The organism is Mariniluteicoccus endophyticus (assembly GCF_054780035.1).
In genome coordinates this window covers 13,751-27,761 of record NZ_BAAGXC010000031.1, presented here as the reverse complement: position 1 = coordinate 27,761, position 14,011 = coordinate 13,751, and the positions used below count along the sequence as shown (strand labels likewise).

Sequence of the window (14,011 nt, the reverse complement as noted above, 5' to 3'; positions counted from 1 at the left end):
GCCGCACCCACGTCCACTACCGGGACGAGGACAGCGACCGCGCTACACCACTATCGGGGACTCAACTCAGCACCTCGAGCAGAGCAGCGTGCGGGTGCTCGGTGACACCGCGCTGGTGACGGGGGTCGTGTGCGACCGACTCGACTCCGGTGAGGAGTTCCGCATGCTTGGCACGATGACGTGGGTCCGGGACGCGGACGGATGGCGCCTGATCGCAGGGCATGCCGGCCCACGGCTGTGATGACGCGCGCCGTCTCGACCGCGGTCTTGTGGCCCCGTGTGGCGACGGCTGACCATGATCACCAGCGTGGGAGCGGGCAAGCTTCCCGCCTGAGCCGTGTGCGTGGTGGCATGGGGCCATGGGCCTGACGAACCTGGCGCGCGCCATCCCCGTCAGGGAGCCACGCGAGCCGTGGAACCTCAACATCCACTACGACCGCCTGCTCGCCGACCGCGTACGCCCGGGGCAGCGCGTGCTCGAGGTGGGCTGTGGCGACGGCTTCCTCAGCGCCCGGTTGGCCGACCAGGGTTGCGAGGTGGTCGCGCTGGACGCCGACACGGGGGTCCTGGGACGCGCCCGGGAACGCTGGCCGGACCATCGCATCGAGTGGGTCAAGGGTGATGCGCTCACCCACCCGTTCCAACCGGAGTCGTTCGACGCCGTGGTGTCGAACGCGACCCTGCACCACCTGCCCGACGCGGGCGCGGGACTTCGTCGGTTCGCCGAGCTCCTGCGTCCCGACGGCACGCTCGGGGTGGTCGGGTTCGCCACGAACGGCCCGCTGGACTGGCCCATGTCGCTGGCCGGGTCGGTGGGGATCTTCGTTCTCACCCGCGTGCGCGGAAAGTGGGAGCACACCGCCCCGGTGGTCTGGCCGGCGCCCCACACCTACGGCGAGGTACGCCGACTCTCCGGCGAGGTGCTGCCCGGCCGCAGGTTCCGGAAGCTGTGGCTCGGGCGCTACCTGCTGACCTGGGTGCGGCCCGACGCCTGACCACCCTGTCATCATGGGCGCATGGACCTGCGCTCCCTCGGCGACGAGAAGTACGCCAGCCTCACGACGTTCCGCCGAACCGGTGTGCCGGTCTCGACCGCGGTCTGGGTGGCACCGGACGGCGGCGCGCTGATCATGATCACCGGTGCGGGGGCGGGCAAGCTCAAGCGCCTGGCGCACACGCCGCGGGTGACGCTCCAGCCGTGCTCGATGAGCGGAAAGGTCGCTCCCGGCGCCCCGGTGGTCGAGGGGATGGCGACGGTCGTCACGGACGAGGCCGAGATCGACCGCTACAAGGACGTGCTGCGTCGCAAGTACGGCCTGCACTACCGCGCGTGGACGTTCGTCGAGCGCCTGTGGCTGCGCGGCGAGCCCGAGCGCGTCGGCATCCGCGTGGACCCCGCATGAGCGACGACGTACGCGCCCGCTCGTTCGGCGCCGGAGCGGCGGCGTACGAGACCGGCCGCCCCGAGTATCCCGCCGAGGCGGTGACGTGGATGCTCGAGTCGGTGCTGGACGGCGAGCGTCCCCTCGTGGCCGACGTGGGTGCGGGCACCGGCAAGCTCACCCGCGCGGTCCTGGCGACGGGCGCCGGGGCGGTCGCCGTCGACCCCGACCCGAAGATGCTGGCCACGCTCAAGCAGACCGTTCCGGGAGTCCCCACCCGCGAGGGAACCGCCGAGGACCTGCCGCTCGACGACGCGAGCGTGGACGCGGTCGTGCTCGGGCAGGCGTGGCACTGGGTCGACCCCGTACGCGGGTCCCGCGAGATCGGCCGGGTCCTGCGTCCGGGTGGCGTGCTGGGACTGGTCTCAAACTTCCGCGACCCTGAGGACGAGCTGGTCCAGCGCCTGTTCGACGTCCTGCCGATGAGTCCGGCGGAGGAGCTCGTCACGGGTCCCGGCCCGCAGGTGGCCGAGCCGTTCGGCGCACTGGACCAGCGCGACTGACGGTGGGTACGCCCGATGACGCGCGACGCGTTCGAGGCGATGATGCGTTCGCGCAGCTTCTACCTGACGGGTACGCCGCAGGAGCAGCAGGTCGCCGACGCCGGCCTCGCCGAGGTGCTCGACGACCTGGGCCTCCACAGCGCGGCGACGGTCGACCTGCCCTACGTGACGCGGGCCTACCGCGCGGGCCGGGCCTGACTCCTCGTCTCCGGCCGCGGGCGGCCTCCGCTCGGAGAACGAGATGGACATGCCGCGGGCGGCCTCCGCTCGGAGAGCGAGAGGGACGAGCAGCTCCTCGTCTCGCTGGCGCTCGCTCGGAGAACGAGGCGCTCGTCCTGCTCCGGGCGGAGGCCGCCTGGCCGAGCTAGTTCTTCTCCACCACCTGCGTCTTCATCCCCTTCGGCACGGTGACGCGGAACGTCGGCTCGCACACGCCCACGTAGCCCCGGCCGCAGGCGCTGCGCAGGGTCAGCGTGTTCCCGGTCAGCGACCAGTCGGGGGCGGTGGGTGTCTTGCCGATGGCCGTGACGGTGCGGACGACCTTCACCTCGTGGGTGGCGGCCTCCTTGACCTCGACCCGGCCGAACTCGTTGGCGATGGTCAGCTCGCCCGTCGGCGCAGGGAAGGTGGTGGAGACGGGGCGGCCGGGGTCCACGGGGGCGGGGCCGCAGGCGGGCAGCACGAGCACTCCGGCGGTGGTTGCGGCGGCGATCAGGGTTCGGTTCATGGTCTTCTCCTTCATCGGTGGGGTTCCAGGGTTCGGGTCGCAGGGACGGGTTCAGCGGCGCAGGGACGCGGTCAGCAGCGCAGGGACGTGGTCAGCGGCGCAGGGTCTCGGTCACGGGCGCGGCGTACGCCCGGGCGGCCGGCGGCGCGACGGCCGCGCAGGTGGTGATGAGGGTCAGTCCGGCGACTCCGGCGAGCAGCCCCCACGGCGTACCGGCGAGCGCGCGCCCGGCGGGCACTCCGGCGGCGGCCGCGGTCGTCAGCACCGCGACGAGCGTGGTGGCGGCGCCGAACAGCACGGCGGTGAGGGCATACACCAGCCCCTCGTACACGGCCGCGCGCGCCACGGCCGTGCGGTCGGCGCCGACGACGACGAGCAGGGCGGTGTCGCGCTCGCGTTCACGACCCGCGAGTGCAATGACGGCGACGCCGCCGACCCAGCCGACGAGCATGACCCAGCCGAGGACGATCAGCACCTCGTCGAGCGTGACGTCACCCCCGCCGCCGTTGCCGGCGCCCATGAGCACGCCGACGAGCGACAGCGTCATCGCGAACGGCAGGACGGTGGTGATGCTGCGCGCGGAGCGGGCGCGGCACGCCTCGCGGGCGACGAACCAGGCGGGGTCGACGGACGGCACGAGTGCGGTCCACGCCCACAGCAGGCCGCGCAGCACCCAGCCGCCGACGAGCAGCAGCGCGATGATCAGCAGCAGGTTCCCCGACAGCACGGCGGCGGCCCGGTCGTCGGGGCCGTCGGCCTCGCCGCTGGCGACCAGCCACGCGATCAGGCCGATGAGGGACAGCGTCCCCAGTGCCGTGAGCGCCCTGAACCAGCCCACGCGGGCCACCGGCATGTCGGCCTCGCGCAGCGCGGCCATCTCGGGCGTACGCGCGGCGCGTCGTGCCGCACCCCAGCCGCCGGCCAGCGCGGACAGCACCACGAGGCCCAGCCCGACGAGCGGCGGCCACCAGTCCGCGCGCAGCGACAGGCTGGCCGGAGCCAGTCCGATGGACGCCCACTGGCCGAGTGCGACGTGGGCGACGGCGGGGCTGCCGGGCAGACCGAGCAGCCAGCCGAGGACGCCGACGACCACCAGCTGGGCGAGCAGCACACCGCGGACGACCCGGCGGGGTACGCCGAGGACGACCCACAGCGCGTGGTCGCGGGACCGCGTGGCGAAGGTCAGGGTCGTGGTGGTGCCGACGACGGCCATGCCCGACAGCACCGAGCCGGCGACGATATTCGCGCCGAGCGCGTTGAGGCCCTCGGTGGTCTCCGCGTCGCCGACGGCGGCGTCGAGCGCGGTCGACATCGACACCAGCAGGCCGGTGATGCACGACGAGGCGACGGCGAGCGACACCAGCGTCCACGCCCACAGGCCGGGGCGGGACCTGAGCTCGGACCAGACCAGCGACCTCATGCCGCCACCTCTTGGGCCCGCAGCACGGCATCGGCGACGCGGCGGTCGTCGCCGCCCGGGATCTGCTCGCGGATGCGTCCGGCACCCATGACGACGACGTGGTCGGCGATCGCGGCGGCGCGCGGGTCGTGGGTGACCATGACGACCGTGGTCCCGCGCGCCGGCAGCTCGCGCAGCCAGCCGAGCACGCGGGCACCGGACTCGACGTCGAGCGCGCCGGTCGGCTCGTCGGCGAAGACCACCGACGGGGCGGCGGCGAGCACGCGGGCGACGGCGACGCGCTGGCGCTCGCCGCCGGACAGCTGGTGGGGACGCAGCCCGGCCCGCTGGTCGAGGCCGACGCGCGCCAGGGCCTCCTGGACCACGTCGGGTGCGAGGGGGTTGCCGGCCAGACGTGACGGCAGCGCCACGTTGTCGCGGGCGGTCAGCGACGACACCAGGTTGTAGTCCTGGAAGACGAAGCCGACGTTGGCCGCGCGGTGCCTCGCGCGGCGGGCCGCGGGGAGGGCGGTGATGTCGGCGCCGGCGAGGAGGACCTGCCCGCCGGTGGGCTGGTCGAGCCCTGCGGCGCAGTGCAGGAACGTCGACTTGCCCGACCCCGAGGGGCCGACGAGCGCCAGGAACCGGCCGCGGGGCACGACGAGCGACACGCCGTCGACGGCGCGCACGGGCGGCAGGCCGTGGGGTTGTGCGTACGCCTTGGTGAGGTGGCGGACGTCGAGGGCGGGTGGGGACATCTCCTGCGTGGTCATGTCCCCAGTCCAGCCGCGTGACGGCGTACGCACACGGGGGCGCGGTCCCGACCATGGTGGGGCCAGCCCTACCTTCTGCGCGGGGCGGCGCCACACGCCGTGTCGTTCGCCTAGCGTGGACCCATGCCCCTGACCGGTCTGCGCATCGCGCGTCCTCGACGCCTCGCGCTGCGCGTGGTCTTCGAGCTGGCCGCCGCCGCGGTGTGGCCGCTGCAGGTGGTCGGCATCATGCTGCTGCCGCTCGCCCCATTCACCGCGATCGCGACGGCCGAGGTGGAGCGCTGGCGGGCCCGCGCCTGCGGCGAGGACGTCGCGCCGCTGCACCCCGCCGACGGCGCCCCGGCGTGGGCGTGGCACCGTGCGGCGACCCGCGCGCTGTGGCGTACGGATGCCCCGATCACGCTGGCCTCGCTGGTGCTGGGCGCCGTCAGCGGGTTGGCCGCGGTGCTCGGCGGCCTCGGCGGCGCCGTGCTCGTGGCCGCGCCGGTGTTCCACGCCACGAAGGTGTACGTGAACGTCGGCCCGTGGGTCGGCGACACCGCCGCCCGTGCGTGGACGATGGTTCCGGTCGGGATCACGGTCCTCGCCGGCACTCTGGCGGTGCTGCTCGGCGCCTCGGTCGCCCGCGACGCCGCGGTACGCGTGCTCGGCGGTCAGGAGGCCCAGCGCCTGTCGCGCGAGCTGGGCAGCGTACGCACAAGTCGCGCCGCCATGCTGGAGGCGTTCGACGCCGAGCGGCGTCGCATCGAGCGCGATCTCCACGACGGCGCCCAGCAGGACCTGGTCGCGCTGTCGATCACGCTCGGGATGCTCGAGCACACGGCGGCGTCGCTGCCCGGCGCCGAGGCGGGACGCGTGCAGACGTTGGCGCGACGTGCCCACGAGCAGGCCGAGCGCTCGCTCGTCCGCCTCCGCGAGACCGTCCACGGCATCCATCCGCGCGAGCTCACCGACCTCGGCCTGTTCGCCGCGCTGCGGCAGCTCGCCGACCGCTCGCCGCTGCAGGTCGACCTGCGGGCGTCGGGTGACGACGCCTCCGTCCCGCCCGCCGTGGCGGCGGCCGTCTACTTCGTCGTCGCCGAGGCGCTCACGAACGCGACGGTGCACGCGGGCGTCGAGCGCGCCGAGGTCGGTGCCGAGGTGGGCGACGGCCTACGCGTGGTCGTCCGCGACACCGGTCGCGGCGGTGCACGCCTCGACTCGTCGGGCACCGGCCTGGCCGGGCTGCGCGAACGCGTACGCGCCCTCGGGGGCGAGCTGGCGGTGGACAGCCCGGCCGACGTCGGGACCACGATCACCGCGACGGTCCCGCTCTCCCCCACGTGGGACGACGAGGCGATGATGGGCGCATGAGGATCTTCCTGACCGAGGACGCGGCGCTGATCCGCGCGGGGCTGCAGGAGCTGCTGGAGTCGGCGGGCCACGAGGTCGGCGGCGTGGCCACGGACGCGGTCGAGCTCGTCACCGGTGTCGAGGAGGCCGCCCGTGCAGGCGCGCTGCCAGACATCGTCGTGACGGACGTGCGCATGCCGCCCAACAACAGCGACGACGGCCTGCGCGCCGCGGTCCGGCTGAGGGAACGGCACCCGGGCCTGCCGGTGCTGGTGCTGTCCGCGTACGTGTCCGGCCCGTACGCACGGACCCTGCTCGACGACTCGGCCTCGGGTGGCGTCGGCTACCTGCTGAAGGAGCGCGTGGGGCACGTCGCCGACTTCCTGTCCTCGCTCGAGGTCGTCGCCGGTGGGGGCGTCGTCGTCGACCCGGAGGTCGTCGCCCACCTGACCGCGCCGCGCTCGGACGACGGGCCGCTGGCCCGGCTGACCCCGCGCGAGCGCGAGGTGCTGCAGCTCATGGCCGCGGGCCTGTCGAACTCGCAGATCGGCGAGAAGCTGTTCCTGTCGCAGGCCGCCGTGGGCAAGCACGTGGCGAACGTGTTCGCCAAGCTCGACCTGCCGCCCAGCGAGGAGAACCGCCGCGTACGCGCCGTCCTGCTGTGGCTGCGGCACAACGACCGTTTCAGGTCCCGGCGATAGTGGGCGAAGGAGCCATGTTCGGGTCGAATCCTTTGGCCCTCAAGAGTCGCCAGAAGACGTCCCGCCACTTCCCAGAGTGAACCACTCTGTCGAACCCTCCACCTGACCCTGCCAGCAGATCACGGCGACTTCGACGGCTAAGCTCTCCCCAATCCTCGTACATCAGGTAAAGCGCGTTCCCGTAGTGGAAGTTCTCCAAGGCAACCATTGTGGGTGTGTACTGAAACCCCACGTACCTGCTAAGCCCCGAGGCGCCCACCAAGATCCGTCCCGGATTCGTGGCCCTAATCATTTCGATTCGCTCGATCATCACGTCACGATCGAAGCGATCAGCAGCCATCGCCAGTCCCACGGCACGCTCGTAGACCTCAGCACTCGAAGCGTCGGGTGGCAGGAGCGCCCACTGCACGCGCTGAGGCTTCCCACTCCACGCGCGTCAATTCAGACGGGCGGGGAACGGGCGTACCCCTGATCCCTTCACCGACCAGCGAAAGAGCCATCAGTAGGTCGGCATCAAAACTGTCGTCACCGACAACAAATACTGGCTCCGCCTCGAGGGTTACCAAGTATCGACCGTCATCCCTGCGATCGACCTTGAGGCTCAGGCCCCGGCTTTCGCTGGGACGCGCCCCATCGAGCGCGAGGGCCGCTTCCACAACGCCGCGTACACCCTCGAGGCCGGTCGGCTGAGCGACGTGCACCTCAAGCGCTACCTGCCCGACGAGCCCGGCTACTGGGAGGCCACCTGGTATGCGGCCGGGCCGACCAGCTTCGAGATCTTCGACGTCGCCGGGGCGCGCGCGGGCGTGCAGATCTGCACGGAGATGTGGTTCTTCGAGCACGCCCGCGAGTACGCCCGTGCCGGCGCCCAGCTGCTGCTCGCCCCGCGCGCGACCCCCCACGAGTCCCGCGACAAGTGGCTGGCCGGCGGACGCGCGGCGGCGGTGAGCGCGGGGGCGTGGTGCCTGTCGTCCAACCACTGGATCCCCGGTGGCGGAGCCATCGACCACGGCGGGCTCGGCTGGGTCGTCGACCCCGACGGACAGGTGCTGGCGACGACGAGCGAGGACCAGCCGTTCGTGACCGTCGACATCGACCTCGCGACGGCGGACGCGGCGAAGAGGACCTACCCCCGCTACGTGATCTGAGTCGCCCCTTGCCCTTACCGGCTGGACCGTCGACACTGATTTTGTCGACTTGTTTTCTGGAAGGACCGCCCATGACCACTGACTCCCACGCGCGTACCGCGCCCGTCTCGCTCGTGGCCGGCGCCAGCCGCGGTCTGGGCCTGCTGATCGCCCGCGAGCTCGGCCGCCGCGGCCACCACGTCGCCCTGTGCGCCCGCAGCCAGGGCTCGCTCGATGAGGCCGTACGCATGCTCGCCGAGGACGGCGTACGCGCCACCGCGTACGCCTGCGACGTCTCCGACGAGGCCGAGGTGCTGGACATGGTGGAGCGCATCGAGACCGAGCTCGGGCCCATCGACACCTCGATCCACGTCGCGGGCAACATCCAGGTCGGGCCGCCTGAGGCGGTGACACACGCCCACTTCGAGGAGGCGATCGACGTGATGCTGTGGGGCCCGATCAACGTCGCGTTGGCCGTGCTGCCCCGTATGCGCGAGCGCCGTCACGGCCGAGTCGCCACCATCACCTCGGTGGGTGGGATGGTCAGCGTCCCCCACCTGCTGCCCTACTCGACCGCGAAGTTCGGCGCGTACGGGTTCAGCCAGGGCCTGCGCGCGGCGACGTCGGGCACGGGCGTCACCGTCACGACGGTGACGCCGTGGCTCATGCGCACCGGCTCCCACCTGAAGGCCAGGTTCTTCGGGGACGCCGCCAAGGAGTACGCCTGGTTCGCCCCGGGCGCGTCGCTGCCACTGGTCTCGGTCGACGGGGAGGTGGCGGCCCGACAGATCGTCGACGGCACGCTGGCCGGCCGCGCCCTGGTGCCGATCTCCCCGCTGACCCGCGTCGCTTCGGCGGTCCAAGGGGTGCTGCCAGGCACGACGGCGAGCCTGCTGGGACTGGCCGCGCGCCTCCTCCCGTCGGGCGAGAGCTCCGAGACCGTCGAGGGCCAAGTCGCCCGGGAGCGGCTCGGCTCCCGCGTCGTCAACGGGCTGACGACACTGGGCGACCGCATGGCCCGCCGCACCAACGAGAACCCTGCCGAGGAGTCACGATGAGACGTCGCACCAGCCCTTTTACCCCGCTCCTGCTGAAGCTCGAGGATGCCCGGGTGCTCGACCGGGGCGTCGACGCGGCCCGGCCGCTGATGTCCGCGCTGACGGAACGCCCGCTCGTGAAGGACGCGCTGCAGGGCCGCTGGCTGAGCCATGCCGTTCACCCGCTCCTGATCGAGGTGCCGATGGGCACGTGGATGAGCGCCCTCGCCCTGGATGCCACCGGCGTCGACGAGGGCGGGCGTTCAGCCGAACTCCTGCAGGGCATCGGCATCGCCGCAGCGGTGCCGGCCGCACTCACCGGGTGGGCGGAGCTCGCGGAGGCTGGCACGCGGGAGAAGCGTGTGGGCGTCGTCCACGCCGCAGCCAACGGCGCGGGCGTGGCGCTGCAGGCGGCGTCATGGCTGGCCCGCCGCCGCGGAGATCGCGGCAGGGCACTGGCCCTGTCGGCCGCCGCCATGGGGCTCGTCGGCGCCGCCGGCCTTCTGGGTGGCCACCTGGCCGTCGCCCGGCACGTGGGCACGCGCGACCCCGCCCTGGACGAGCCGGAGGCCCACCCCGCATGGTGACAGCCCGCGCGCGCGGCAACGGGAGCCCACGTTATTTCCAATGAATAACAGATTGCCATACGGGATATCGCAGTATCAGCTCTCGCTTTTCCAGAACGGTTGCCGCGCCCGGCGAGGCGTGAGGTACGCCCCCTTTCGATTCGGCCGATATCGAGATGTGCCACCGAGCAGAAAAAGGGCCCGGCGCGAGTGCGCCGGGCCCTTCTGTCTCGCCTGTCAGGCGTGCTGGTCCTCCTGGCCCTCACCGGGCTGGACGGTCCACTCTGGCGGGACGTCCTTGCCGGACTCCTCGTCGGCCTCGGCGTCCTCGAAGGTCGCCTGGACGATGCCCTGGGCGTGGTGGGACGGCGCGTACACCGCGTAGAGCTGCATCGGCTCGTCGCCGGTGTTGATGACGTCGTGCCACATGCCAGCCGGGACCTGGATCGACCAGCCGTCGGAGACCTCCTGCTCGAAGTCGAGGTCGTTCTCGCTCGGGCCCATCACACACTTGCCCTGACCCGCGTCGAGGCGCAGGAACTGGTCGGTCTCGGGATGGGCCTCGAGGCCGATCGACTTGCCGACGGGGATGGACATGAGCGTGACCTGCAGGTATTTGCCGGTCCACGCCGTGGTGCGGTAATTCTCGTTCTCCTTGGTGGCGGTCTCGATGTCGAATGCGTTCGGCTTCGGGCCGTTGTCGTTGATCTTCATGGGGGCTCCCTTCCTCTTCCCCTCCAGCCAACCAGACGGCTCCGACATTCCCGCGCGGGGTCAGTCGAACGGCGGCCGGAGGCCGCAGCAAGGCCCGCCGACGGCGAGGCTTGCCCCCACCGACCCCGCGCACGCGGGTCACGGGGCCGTCAGGTCCCGGCGACGTCGCGCACGAGCGCGAGGCTCGCCATCACGACCTGGTTTTCGGCCGCCGTCCGGTCGACGCCGGGTCGGCCGTCACCGGGCTGCACGCCGTACTGGCCGAAACAGGCGTGGTTCGCACCCTCGACGCGGACGATCTGCGCGGTCGGCGGCAGTGCGGCCCGGCTGGCGTCGATCTTCGCGGGAGTGCTCAGGCGGTCGTTGCTGCCCGAGACGGAGACTACCTCCAGGTCCCTGCGGTCGGCGACCGACGCGGCGGGGTACGACGCCCACAGCAGCAGGCCGCGTACGTCCTCGTGCTTGCCCGCGTACGCAGAAGCGACGACACCGCCGAGGCTGTGGCCGCCGACGACCCAGCGGGAGACCTCGGGGTGCGTACGCCGGATCGCGTCCGGCGCGTCGGCGGCAAGGAAGGCGATGCCCAGCGGCGGTTTCACGACCACCACCAGATAGCCCTGGGCGGCGAGCCGCTCCAGCAGCGGCAGGTAGGCCCGCGGGTCGACCTTGGCACCGGGCTGGAACACCAGCCCGACCGAGGCGTTGCCGTCGGAGGGCGTGAGCGTGATCGTCGTCGTGTCCGCGGAGACCTGCACTGCCCGGGTGCCGCGGGCGGCGATGTCCGCGGCCTGCGCGGAGGCGGGCAGGGGGCGCAGCCAGACGGTGATCCCGAGCACGGCGACCGCCAGCACCGCCCCGAGGACGCGGCGGACGAGCGCGGCGGTCGTGTCCTTCCCGGGTCGGCGTGCGCGGGCGAGCGTGAGGATGCCAGTGACCGCGACCACGGCGAGCAGGGCGGGGTATGCCGGGTGGCCCGCCACCAGCGCACCGCCGAGCAGCACGGCGACGGCCAGCGGCACCGCCACCGCCGAGACGCCGATGACCAGGCGGAGGACGAGTGCGGAGCGGGGGATGCCGCGCCGCGGCGCGGGGGCGTCGCTCATCGCAGATGGCTCGCGCCGTTGAGGTCGATCACCGCACCCGATGCCCACTCGGCGGCCGGGCTGGCGAGCGCCACGACGGCATCGGCGATCTCCTCGGGGCGAGCGACTCGGCCGAAAGGGCTCTGCCCGCGCGTGGCGTCGCCGAGCTCGCCGTCGAGGTGGGCGCCGGCCATGTCGGTCTCGATGAACCCCGGCGCCACGCTGGTCACGGCGATCCCGTGACGGCCAAGCTGGAGCGCCATCGACTGGCCGAGCGCGTGCAGGCCGGCCTTGCTCGCACCATACGCGGGCGCGCGGGCGATGGCAGCGCCGGCGCCCCGCGAGGAGCCGGTGACAAGGACGCCGCGGGAGGGACTGGTCGGATCGGTGCGCATGGGCCAACGCTAGACGAGGCACGGCGCCGACGAGCAGGGCTTACCGGAAGCCGAGCGGCTCGACCAGGGCGGTGATGACGAACGGGCCGATGCCGGTGCCGAGGTAGATGAGCCGCAAGAGCGTGCCGATGCCGACACCGGCGGGATGGGTCGGGGCTGCGTCGGTCGTCACCTCTGCACGCTACGTCGCCGACCACCCGGGTGGGCCGCCCGCCTGACGCAACGGTCGGTCTCAGCCCTCGAGCTCGACCGTCACCTCGACGGCCACGGTGTCGCCGAGGCGGAGCGCGCCCATCATGGCGCTGAAGGGCTTGATGCCGAACCGCTTCTGGGAGATGTCACCGGTGAGGGTGAAGGTCGTGCCGTCGCCGGTCACGGCGAGCTCCTGGCGCTCGCTGCGACCGTTGAGTGTCAGCGGGCCCTCGACGCGGCCGGACTCCCACGTGCCGTCCACGGCGGTGGAGGTGAACGCCAACTCGGGGTTGGCGGCGACGCCGAGCGAGGACTGGGCGTTCTTCTCGATCTGGGCGCGGTCGGAGTCGGAGACGGGCTTCGCGCCGCCGGAGCTGTCGCGCACGCGGATCGAGTCGAGGTCGGCCGTGACGCGCAGCGACGAATCCGCCGGGGTCTCACCGACCGCCAGCGTGCCGTGCCACCGATCGACGACGAGTGTCAGGTCGTGACCCATCTTCGCCATCGCGCCCTCGCACGTGGTGTGCAGCAGCAGGTCACCGGAGTCGGGGCCGAGCTCATAGGTTCCAGTCATCGGAGTCATGGCTCCATCGTGCGGGTCGGCCCTCAGGAGCCGGTCACTAGGGTCGGTCCCATGAAGATCTGGGTGAGCGGGACCGAAGGCAAACTGGGCGGCGAGGTTCGCCGCCAGCTGGGCGCCGAGGGCCACGAGGTGGTGGCCGCCGACGTGCGCGGCACCCCGCAAGTCGACCTCGAGGACCCGGCGGCCGTCCGCGCCTCGATGCGCGGCTGCGACGCGGTCGTCCACTGTGCGGGCGTCCCCTCGCCGGAGGACGTGGCGCCTGCCGACCTCGTGCGGACCAATACGATGACGACGTTCAACGCCCTCGAGGAGGCGTACGCGGCCGGTATCCGCACCGCGGTTCTGGCCTCCAGCGGGTCCATCTACGGCACGGCCTGGGGCCCGGCGGAGCTGCGGCAGCCGTACGTGCCCGTCGACGAGGACAGCCCGCTGCAGTACGTCGACGCGTACGCCCTCACCAAGGACTTCGTGGAGCGGATGGGGCAGATGTTCGCGCGCCGCGGCATGACCGTCACCGCGCTGCGGTTCCACTGGATCATGGCGCCCGGCGAGCGCGAGTCGCTGGGGCTGGACGAGGCGACCGAGACGAAGAACCTCTGGGGCTACGTGTCGCTGGCCGACGCGGCGCGGGCGTGCGTGCTGGGGTTGGCACCGGGCGGCGAGCGCGAGCGCTACGAGGTGTGCGTGGTCGCGGCCGACCGCACATGGAGCGAGACGCCCACCGTCGAGCTGCTCGACCGGTTCTCCCCCGGTTCCGAGCGCCGTGGCGACCTGGCGGGTGGCGTTGGGCTGTTCGACGTACGCCGCGCCGAGCGCGTGCTCGGTTGGTGCCCGAGCGAGTGACTCAGGCCCTGAAGAACGGGATGCCGACGTGCGTCGGCCTTCCGCCACCGGCGCGTACGCCCCCGACGATCGACACCACGATGTGGGCGAGCGTGACGACGAGCCAGAGCGTGATGGGGATGCCGATCGGGAAGAAGGAGTCCGCGTACGGGCTGGGGCGGTCGCCCGCGAGGGTGAACAGCAGCACGAAGTGGGTGCCGACGAGCAGCACCGTCGCGATCAGGTAGGTGAGGCCCCAGTTCGCGGCGCCCCGACCGATCTCGACCGCCACCGGTCCCTTGCCCTTCTGGCTGCGGCCCACGACCACCATGACCGCCCCGGCGACGACGGAGCTGAGGAACGGCACCAGGGCGAACACAAGCAGGCCGGCCCACCACGAGATCGCGCCAGTAGAAGCCGCCGGGACCACGACAGGCCGCGTGTACGCATGCGGGCCGTACGGCATCTGCGGCTGGCCAGCCTGCTGCGGCGGCCCCGCGTACGGCTGACCGGGAGGCTGCTGACCGGGAGGGGGAAGCGACATGGCGCCGACCCTATCGACCCCTGGTCCTCCTGCTGGCCCGGACGCCGCGTCAGCCCGGTAGCGTTCACGTCA

At 72.5% G+C, this 14,011-nt stretch carries 21 protein-coding genes; 11 read left to right on the top strand and 10 right to left on the bottom strand.

The genetic code is table 11. The features are described from left to right. The 5 genes from ACYVGD_RS14540 to ACYVGD_RS14520 all read left to right on the top strand — a co-directional run. The coding region (locus ACYVGD_RS14540) for a nuclear transport factor 2 family protein (protein WP_460744498.1) at positions 1-241 on the top strand (241 nt) is incomplete at its 5' end. A 118-nt stretch (positions 242-359) separates the two neighbouring features. Next, on the top strand, positions 360-995 hold the full coding sequence (locus ACYVGD_RS14535) for a class I SAM-dependent methyltransferase (protein ID WP_460744497.1): 636 nt from the start codon (positions 360-362) through the stop codon (positions 993-995). A 21-nt stretch (positions 996-1,016) separates the two neighbouring features. Beyond that, positions 1,017-1,403: a PPOX class F420-dependent oxidoreductase gene (locus tag ACYVGD_RS14530; RefSeq protein ID WP_460744496.1), complete on the top strand. Its 387-nt coding sequence runs from the start codon at positions 1,017-1,019 to the stop codon at positions 1,401-1,403. Next, positions 1,400-1,945, top strand: a complete 546-nt coding sequence (locus ACYVGD_RS14525; protein WP_460744495.1) for a class I SAM-dependent methyltransferase — start codon at positions 1,400-1,402, stop codon at positions 1,943-1,945. The genes ACYVGD_RS14530 and ACYVGD_RS14525 overlap by 4 nt, the downstream gene beginning before the upstream one ends. A 15-nt stretch (positions 1,946-1,960) precedes the next feature. Further along, positions 1,961-2,143: a hypothetical protein gene (locus ACYVGD_RS14520; RefSeq protein ID WP_460744494.1), complete on the top strand. Its 183-nt coding sequence runs from the start codon at positions 1,961-1,963 to the stop codon at positions 2,141-2,143. A gap of 166 nt (positions 2,144-2,309) precedes the next feature. On the opposite strand, the gene ACYVGD_RS14515 is transcribed toward ACYVGD_RS14520, so the two are convergent. The 3 genes from ACYVGD_RS14515 to ACYVGD_RS14505 form a co-directional block, all read right to left on the bottom strand. Beyond that, positions 2,310-2,672: a hypothetical protein gene (locus ACYVGD_RS14515; RefSeq protein ID WP_460744493.1), complete on the bottom strand. Its 363-nt coding sequence runs from the start codon at positions 2,670-2,672 to the stop codon at positions 2,310-2,312. A gap of 91 nt (positions 2,673-2,763) precedes the next feature. Further along, positions 2,764-4,092, bottom strand: a complete 1,329-nt coding sequence (locus ACYVGD_RS14510) for an FtsX-like permease family protein (protein WP_460744492.1) — start codon at positions 4,090-4,092, stop codon at positions 2,764-2,766. Beyond that, entirely contained in the window at positions 4,089-4,844 is a 756-nt protein-coding gene (locus ACYVGD_RS14505; protein WP_460744491.1) for an ABC transporter ATP-binding protein, read from the bottom strand. The genes ACYVGD_RS14510 and ACYVGD_RS14505 overlap by 4 nt, the downstream gene beginning before the upstream one ends. 123 nt (positions 4,845-4,967) lie before the next feature. Here ACYVGD_RS14505 and ACYVGD_RS14500 point away from each other — a divergent pair, with 123 nt between their 5' ends. Further along, positions 4,968-6,197, top strand: a complete 1,230-nt coding sequence (locus ACYVGD_RS14500) for a sensor histidine kinase (RefSeq protein ID WP_460744490.1) — start codon at positions 4,968-4,970, stop codon at positions 6,195-6,197. Further along, on the top strand, positions 6,194-6,877 hold the full coding sequence (locus ACYVGD_RS14495; RefSeq protein WP_460744489.1) for a LuxR C-terminal-related transcriptional regulator: 684 nt from the start codon (positions 6,194-6,196) through the stop codon (positions 6,875-6,877). The genes ACYVGD_RS14500 and ACYVGD_RS14495 overlap by 4 nt, the downstream gene beginning before the upstream one ends. On the opposite strand, the gene ACYVGD_RS14490 is transcribed toward ACYVGD_RS14495, so the two are convergent. Further along, on the bottom strand, positions 6,861-7,286 hold the full coding sequence (locus ACYVGD_RS14490) for a hypothetical protein (RefSeq protein ID WP_460744488.1): 426 nt from the start codon (positions 7,284-7,286) through the stop codon (positions 6,861-6,863). The two genes, ACYVGD_RS14495 and ACYVGD_RS14490, sit on opposite strands and share 17 nt — an antisense overlap. Positions 7,287-7,389: 103 nt before the next feature. On the opposite strand from ACYVGD_RS14490, the gene ACYVGD_RS14485 reads away from it, so the two are divergent. The 3 genes from ACYVGD_RS14485 to ACYVGD_RS14475 all read left to right on the top strand — a co-directional run bounded on the left by ACYVGD_RS14485 (position 7,390) and on the right by ACYVGD_RS14475 (position 9,628). Beyond that, positions 7,390-8,025 (top strand): carbon-nitrogen hydrolase family protein, encoded by a 636-nt coding sequence (locus ACYVGD_RS14485; protein ID WP_460744499.1) that lies wholly within the window; start codon positions 7,390-7,392, stop codon positions 8,023-8,025. A gap of 71 nt (positions 8,026-8,096) precedes the next feature. After that, positions 8,097-9,062 (top strand): SDR family NAD(P)-dependent oxidoreductase, encoded by a 966-nt coding sequence (locus tag ACYVGD_RS14480; protein ID WP_460744487.1) that lies wholly within the window; start codon positions 8,097-8,099, stop codon positions 9,060-9,062. After that, on the top strand, positions 9,059-9,628 hold the full coding sequence (locus ACYVGD_RS14475) for a DUF2231 domain-containing protein (RefSeq protein WP_460744486.1): 570 nt from the start codon (positions 9,059-9,061) through the stop codon (positions 9,626-9,628). Before ACYVGD_RS14480 ends, ACYVGD_RS14475 begins: the two co-directional genes overlap by 4 nt. A 216-nt stretch (positions 9,629-9,844) precedes the next feature. On the opposite strand, the gene ACYVGD_RS14470 is transcribed toward ACYVGD_RS14475, so the two are convergent. From ACYVGD_RS14470 to ACYVGD_RS14450, 5 genes are all read right to left on the bottom strand, one after another. Further along, on the bottom strand, positions 9,845-10,321 hold the full coding sequence (locus ACYVGD_RS14470) for a cupin domain-containing protein (RefSeq protein ID WP_460744485.1): 477 nt from the start codon (positions 10,319-10,321) through the stop codon (positions 9,845-9,847). A 149-nt stretch (positions 10,322-10,470) separates the two neighbouring features. Beyond that, entirely contained in the window at positions 10,471-11,424 is a 954-nt protein-coding gene (locus ACYVGD_RS14465; protein WP_460744484.1) for an alpha/beta hydrolase, read from the bottom strand. Next, positions 11,421-11,798 (bottom strand): SDR family NAD(P)-dependent oxidoreductase, encoded by a 378-nt coding sequence (locus ACYVGD_RS14460; RefSeq protein ID WP_460744483.1) that lies wholly within the window; start codon positions 11,796-11,798, stop codon positions 11,421-11,423. Before ACYVGD_RS14460 ends, ACYVGD_RS14465 begins: the two co-directional genes overlap by 4 nt. 40 nt (positions 11,799-11,838) lie before the next feature. After that, a complete protein-coding gene (locus ACYVGD_RS14455) occupies positions 11,839-11,970 on the bottom strand; it encodes a hypothetical protein (RefSeq protein WP_460744482.1) in 132 nt (43 codons plus the stop codon). Between the two features lie 60 nt (positions 11,971-12,030). Continuing rightward, the gene (locus ACYVGD_RS14450; RefSeq protein ID WP_460744481.1) at positions 12,031-12,573 is read right to left on the bottom strand and encodes a YceI family protein; all 543 of its coding nucleotides are present in this window, start codon (positions 12,571-12,573) and stop codon (positions 12,031-12,033) included. Positions 12,574-12,624: 51 nt separating this feature from the next. On the opposite strand from ACYVGD_RS14450, the gene ACYVGD_RS14445 reads away from it, so the two are divergent. After that, positions 12,625-13,416 carry an NAD-dependent epimerase/dehydratase family protein gene (locus ACYVGD_RS14445; protein ID WP_460744480.1) on the top strand — a complete coding sequence of 264 codons (792 nt, stop codon included), beginning with the start codon at positions 12,625-12,627 and terminating at the stop codon, positions 13,414-13,416. 1 nt (position 13,417) lies between these two features. On the opposite strand, the gene ACYVGD_RS14440 is transcribed toward ACYVGD_RS14445, so the two are convergent. Then, positions 13,418-13,939: a DUF4870 domain-containing protein gene (locus ACYVGD_RS14440; RefSeq protein ID WP_460744479.1), complete on the bottom strand. Its 522-nt coding sequence runs from the start codon at positions 13,937-13,939 to the stop codon at positions 13,418-13,420. Positions 13,940-14,011: the final 72 nt, after the last annotated feature.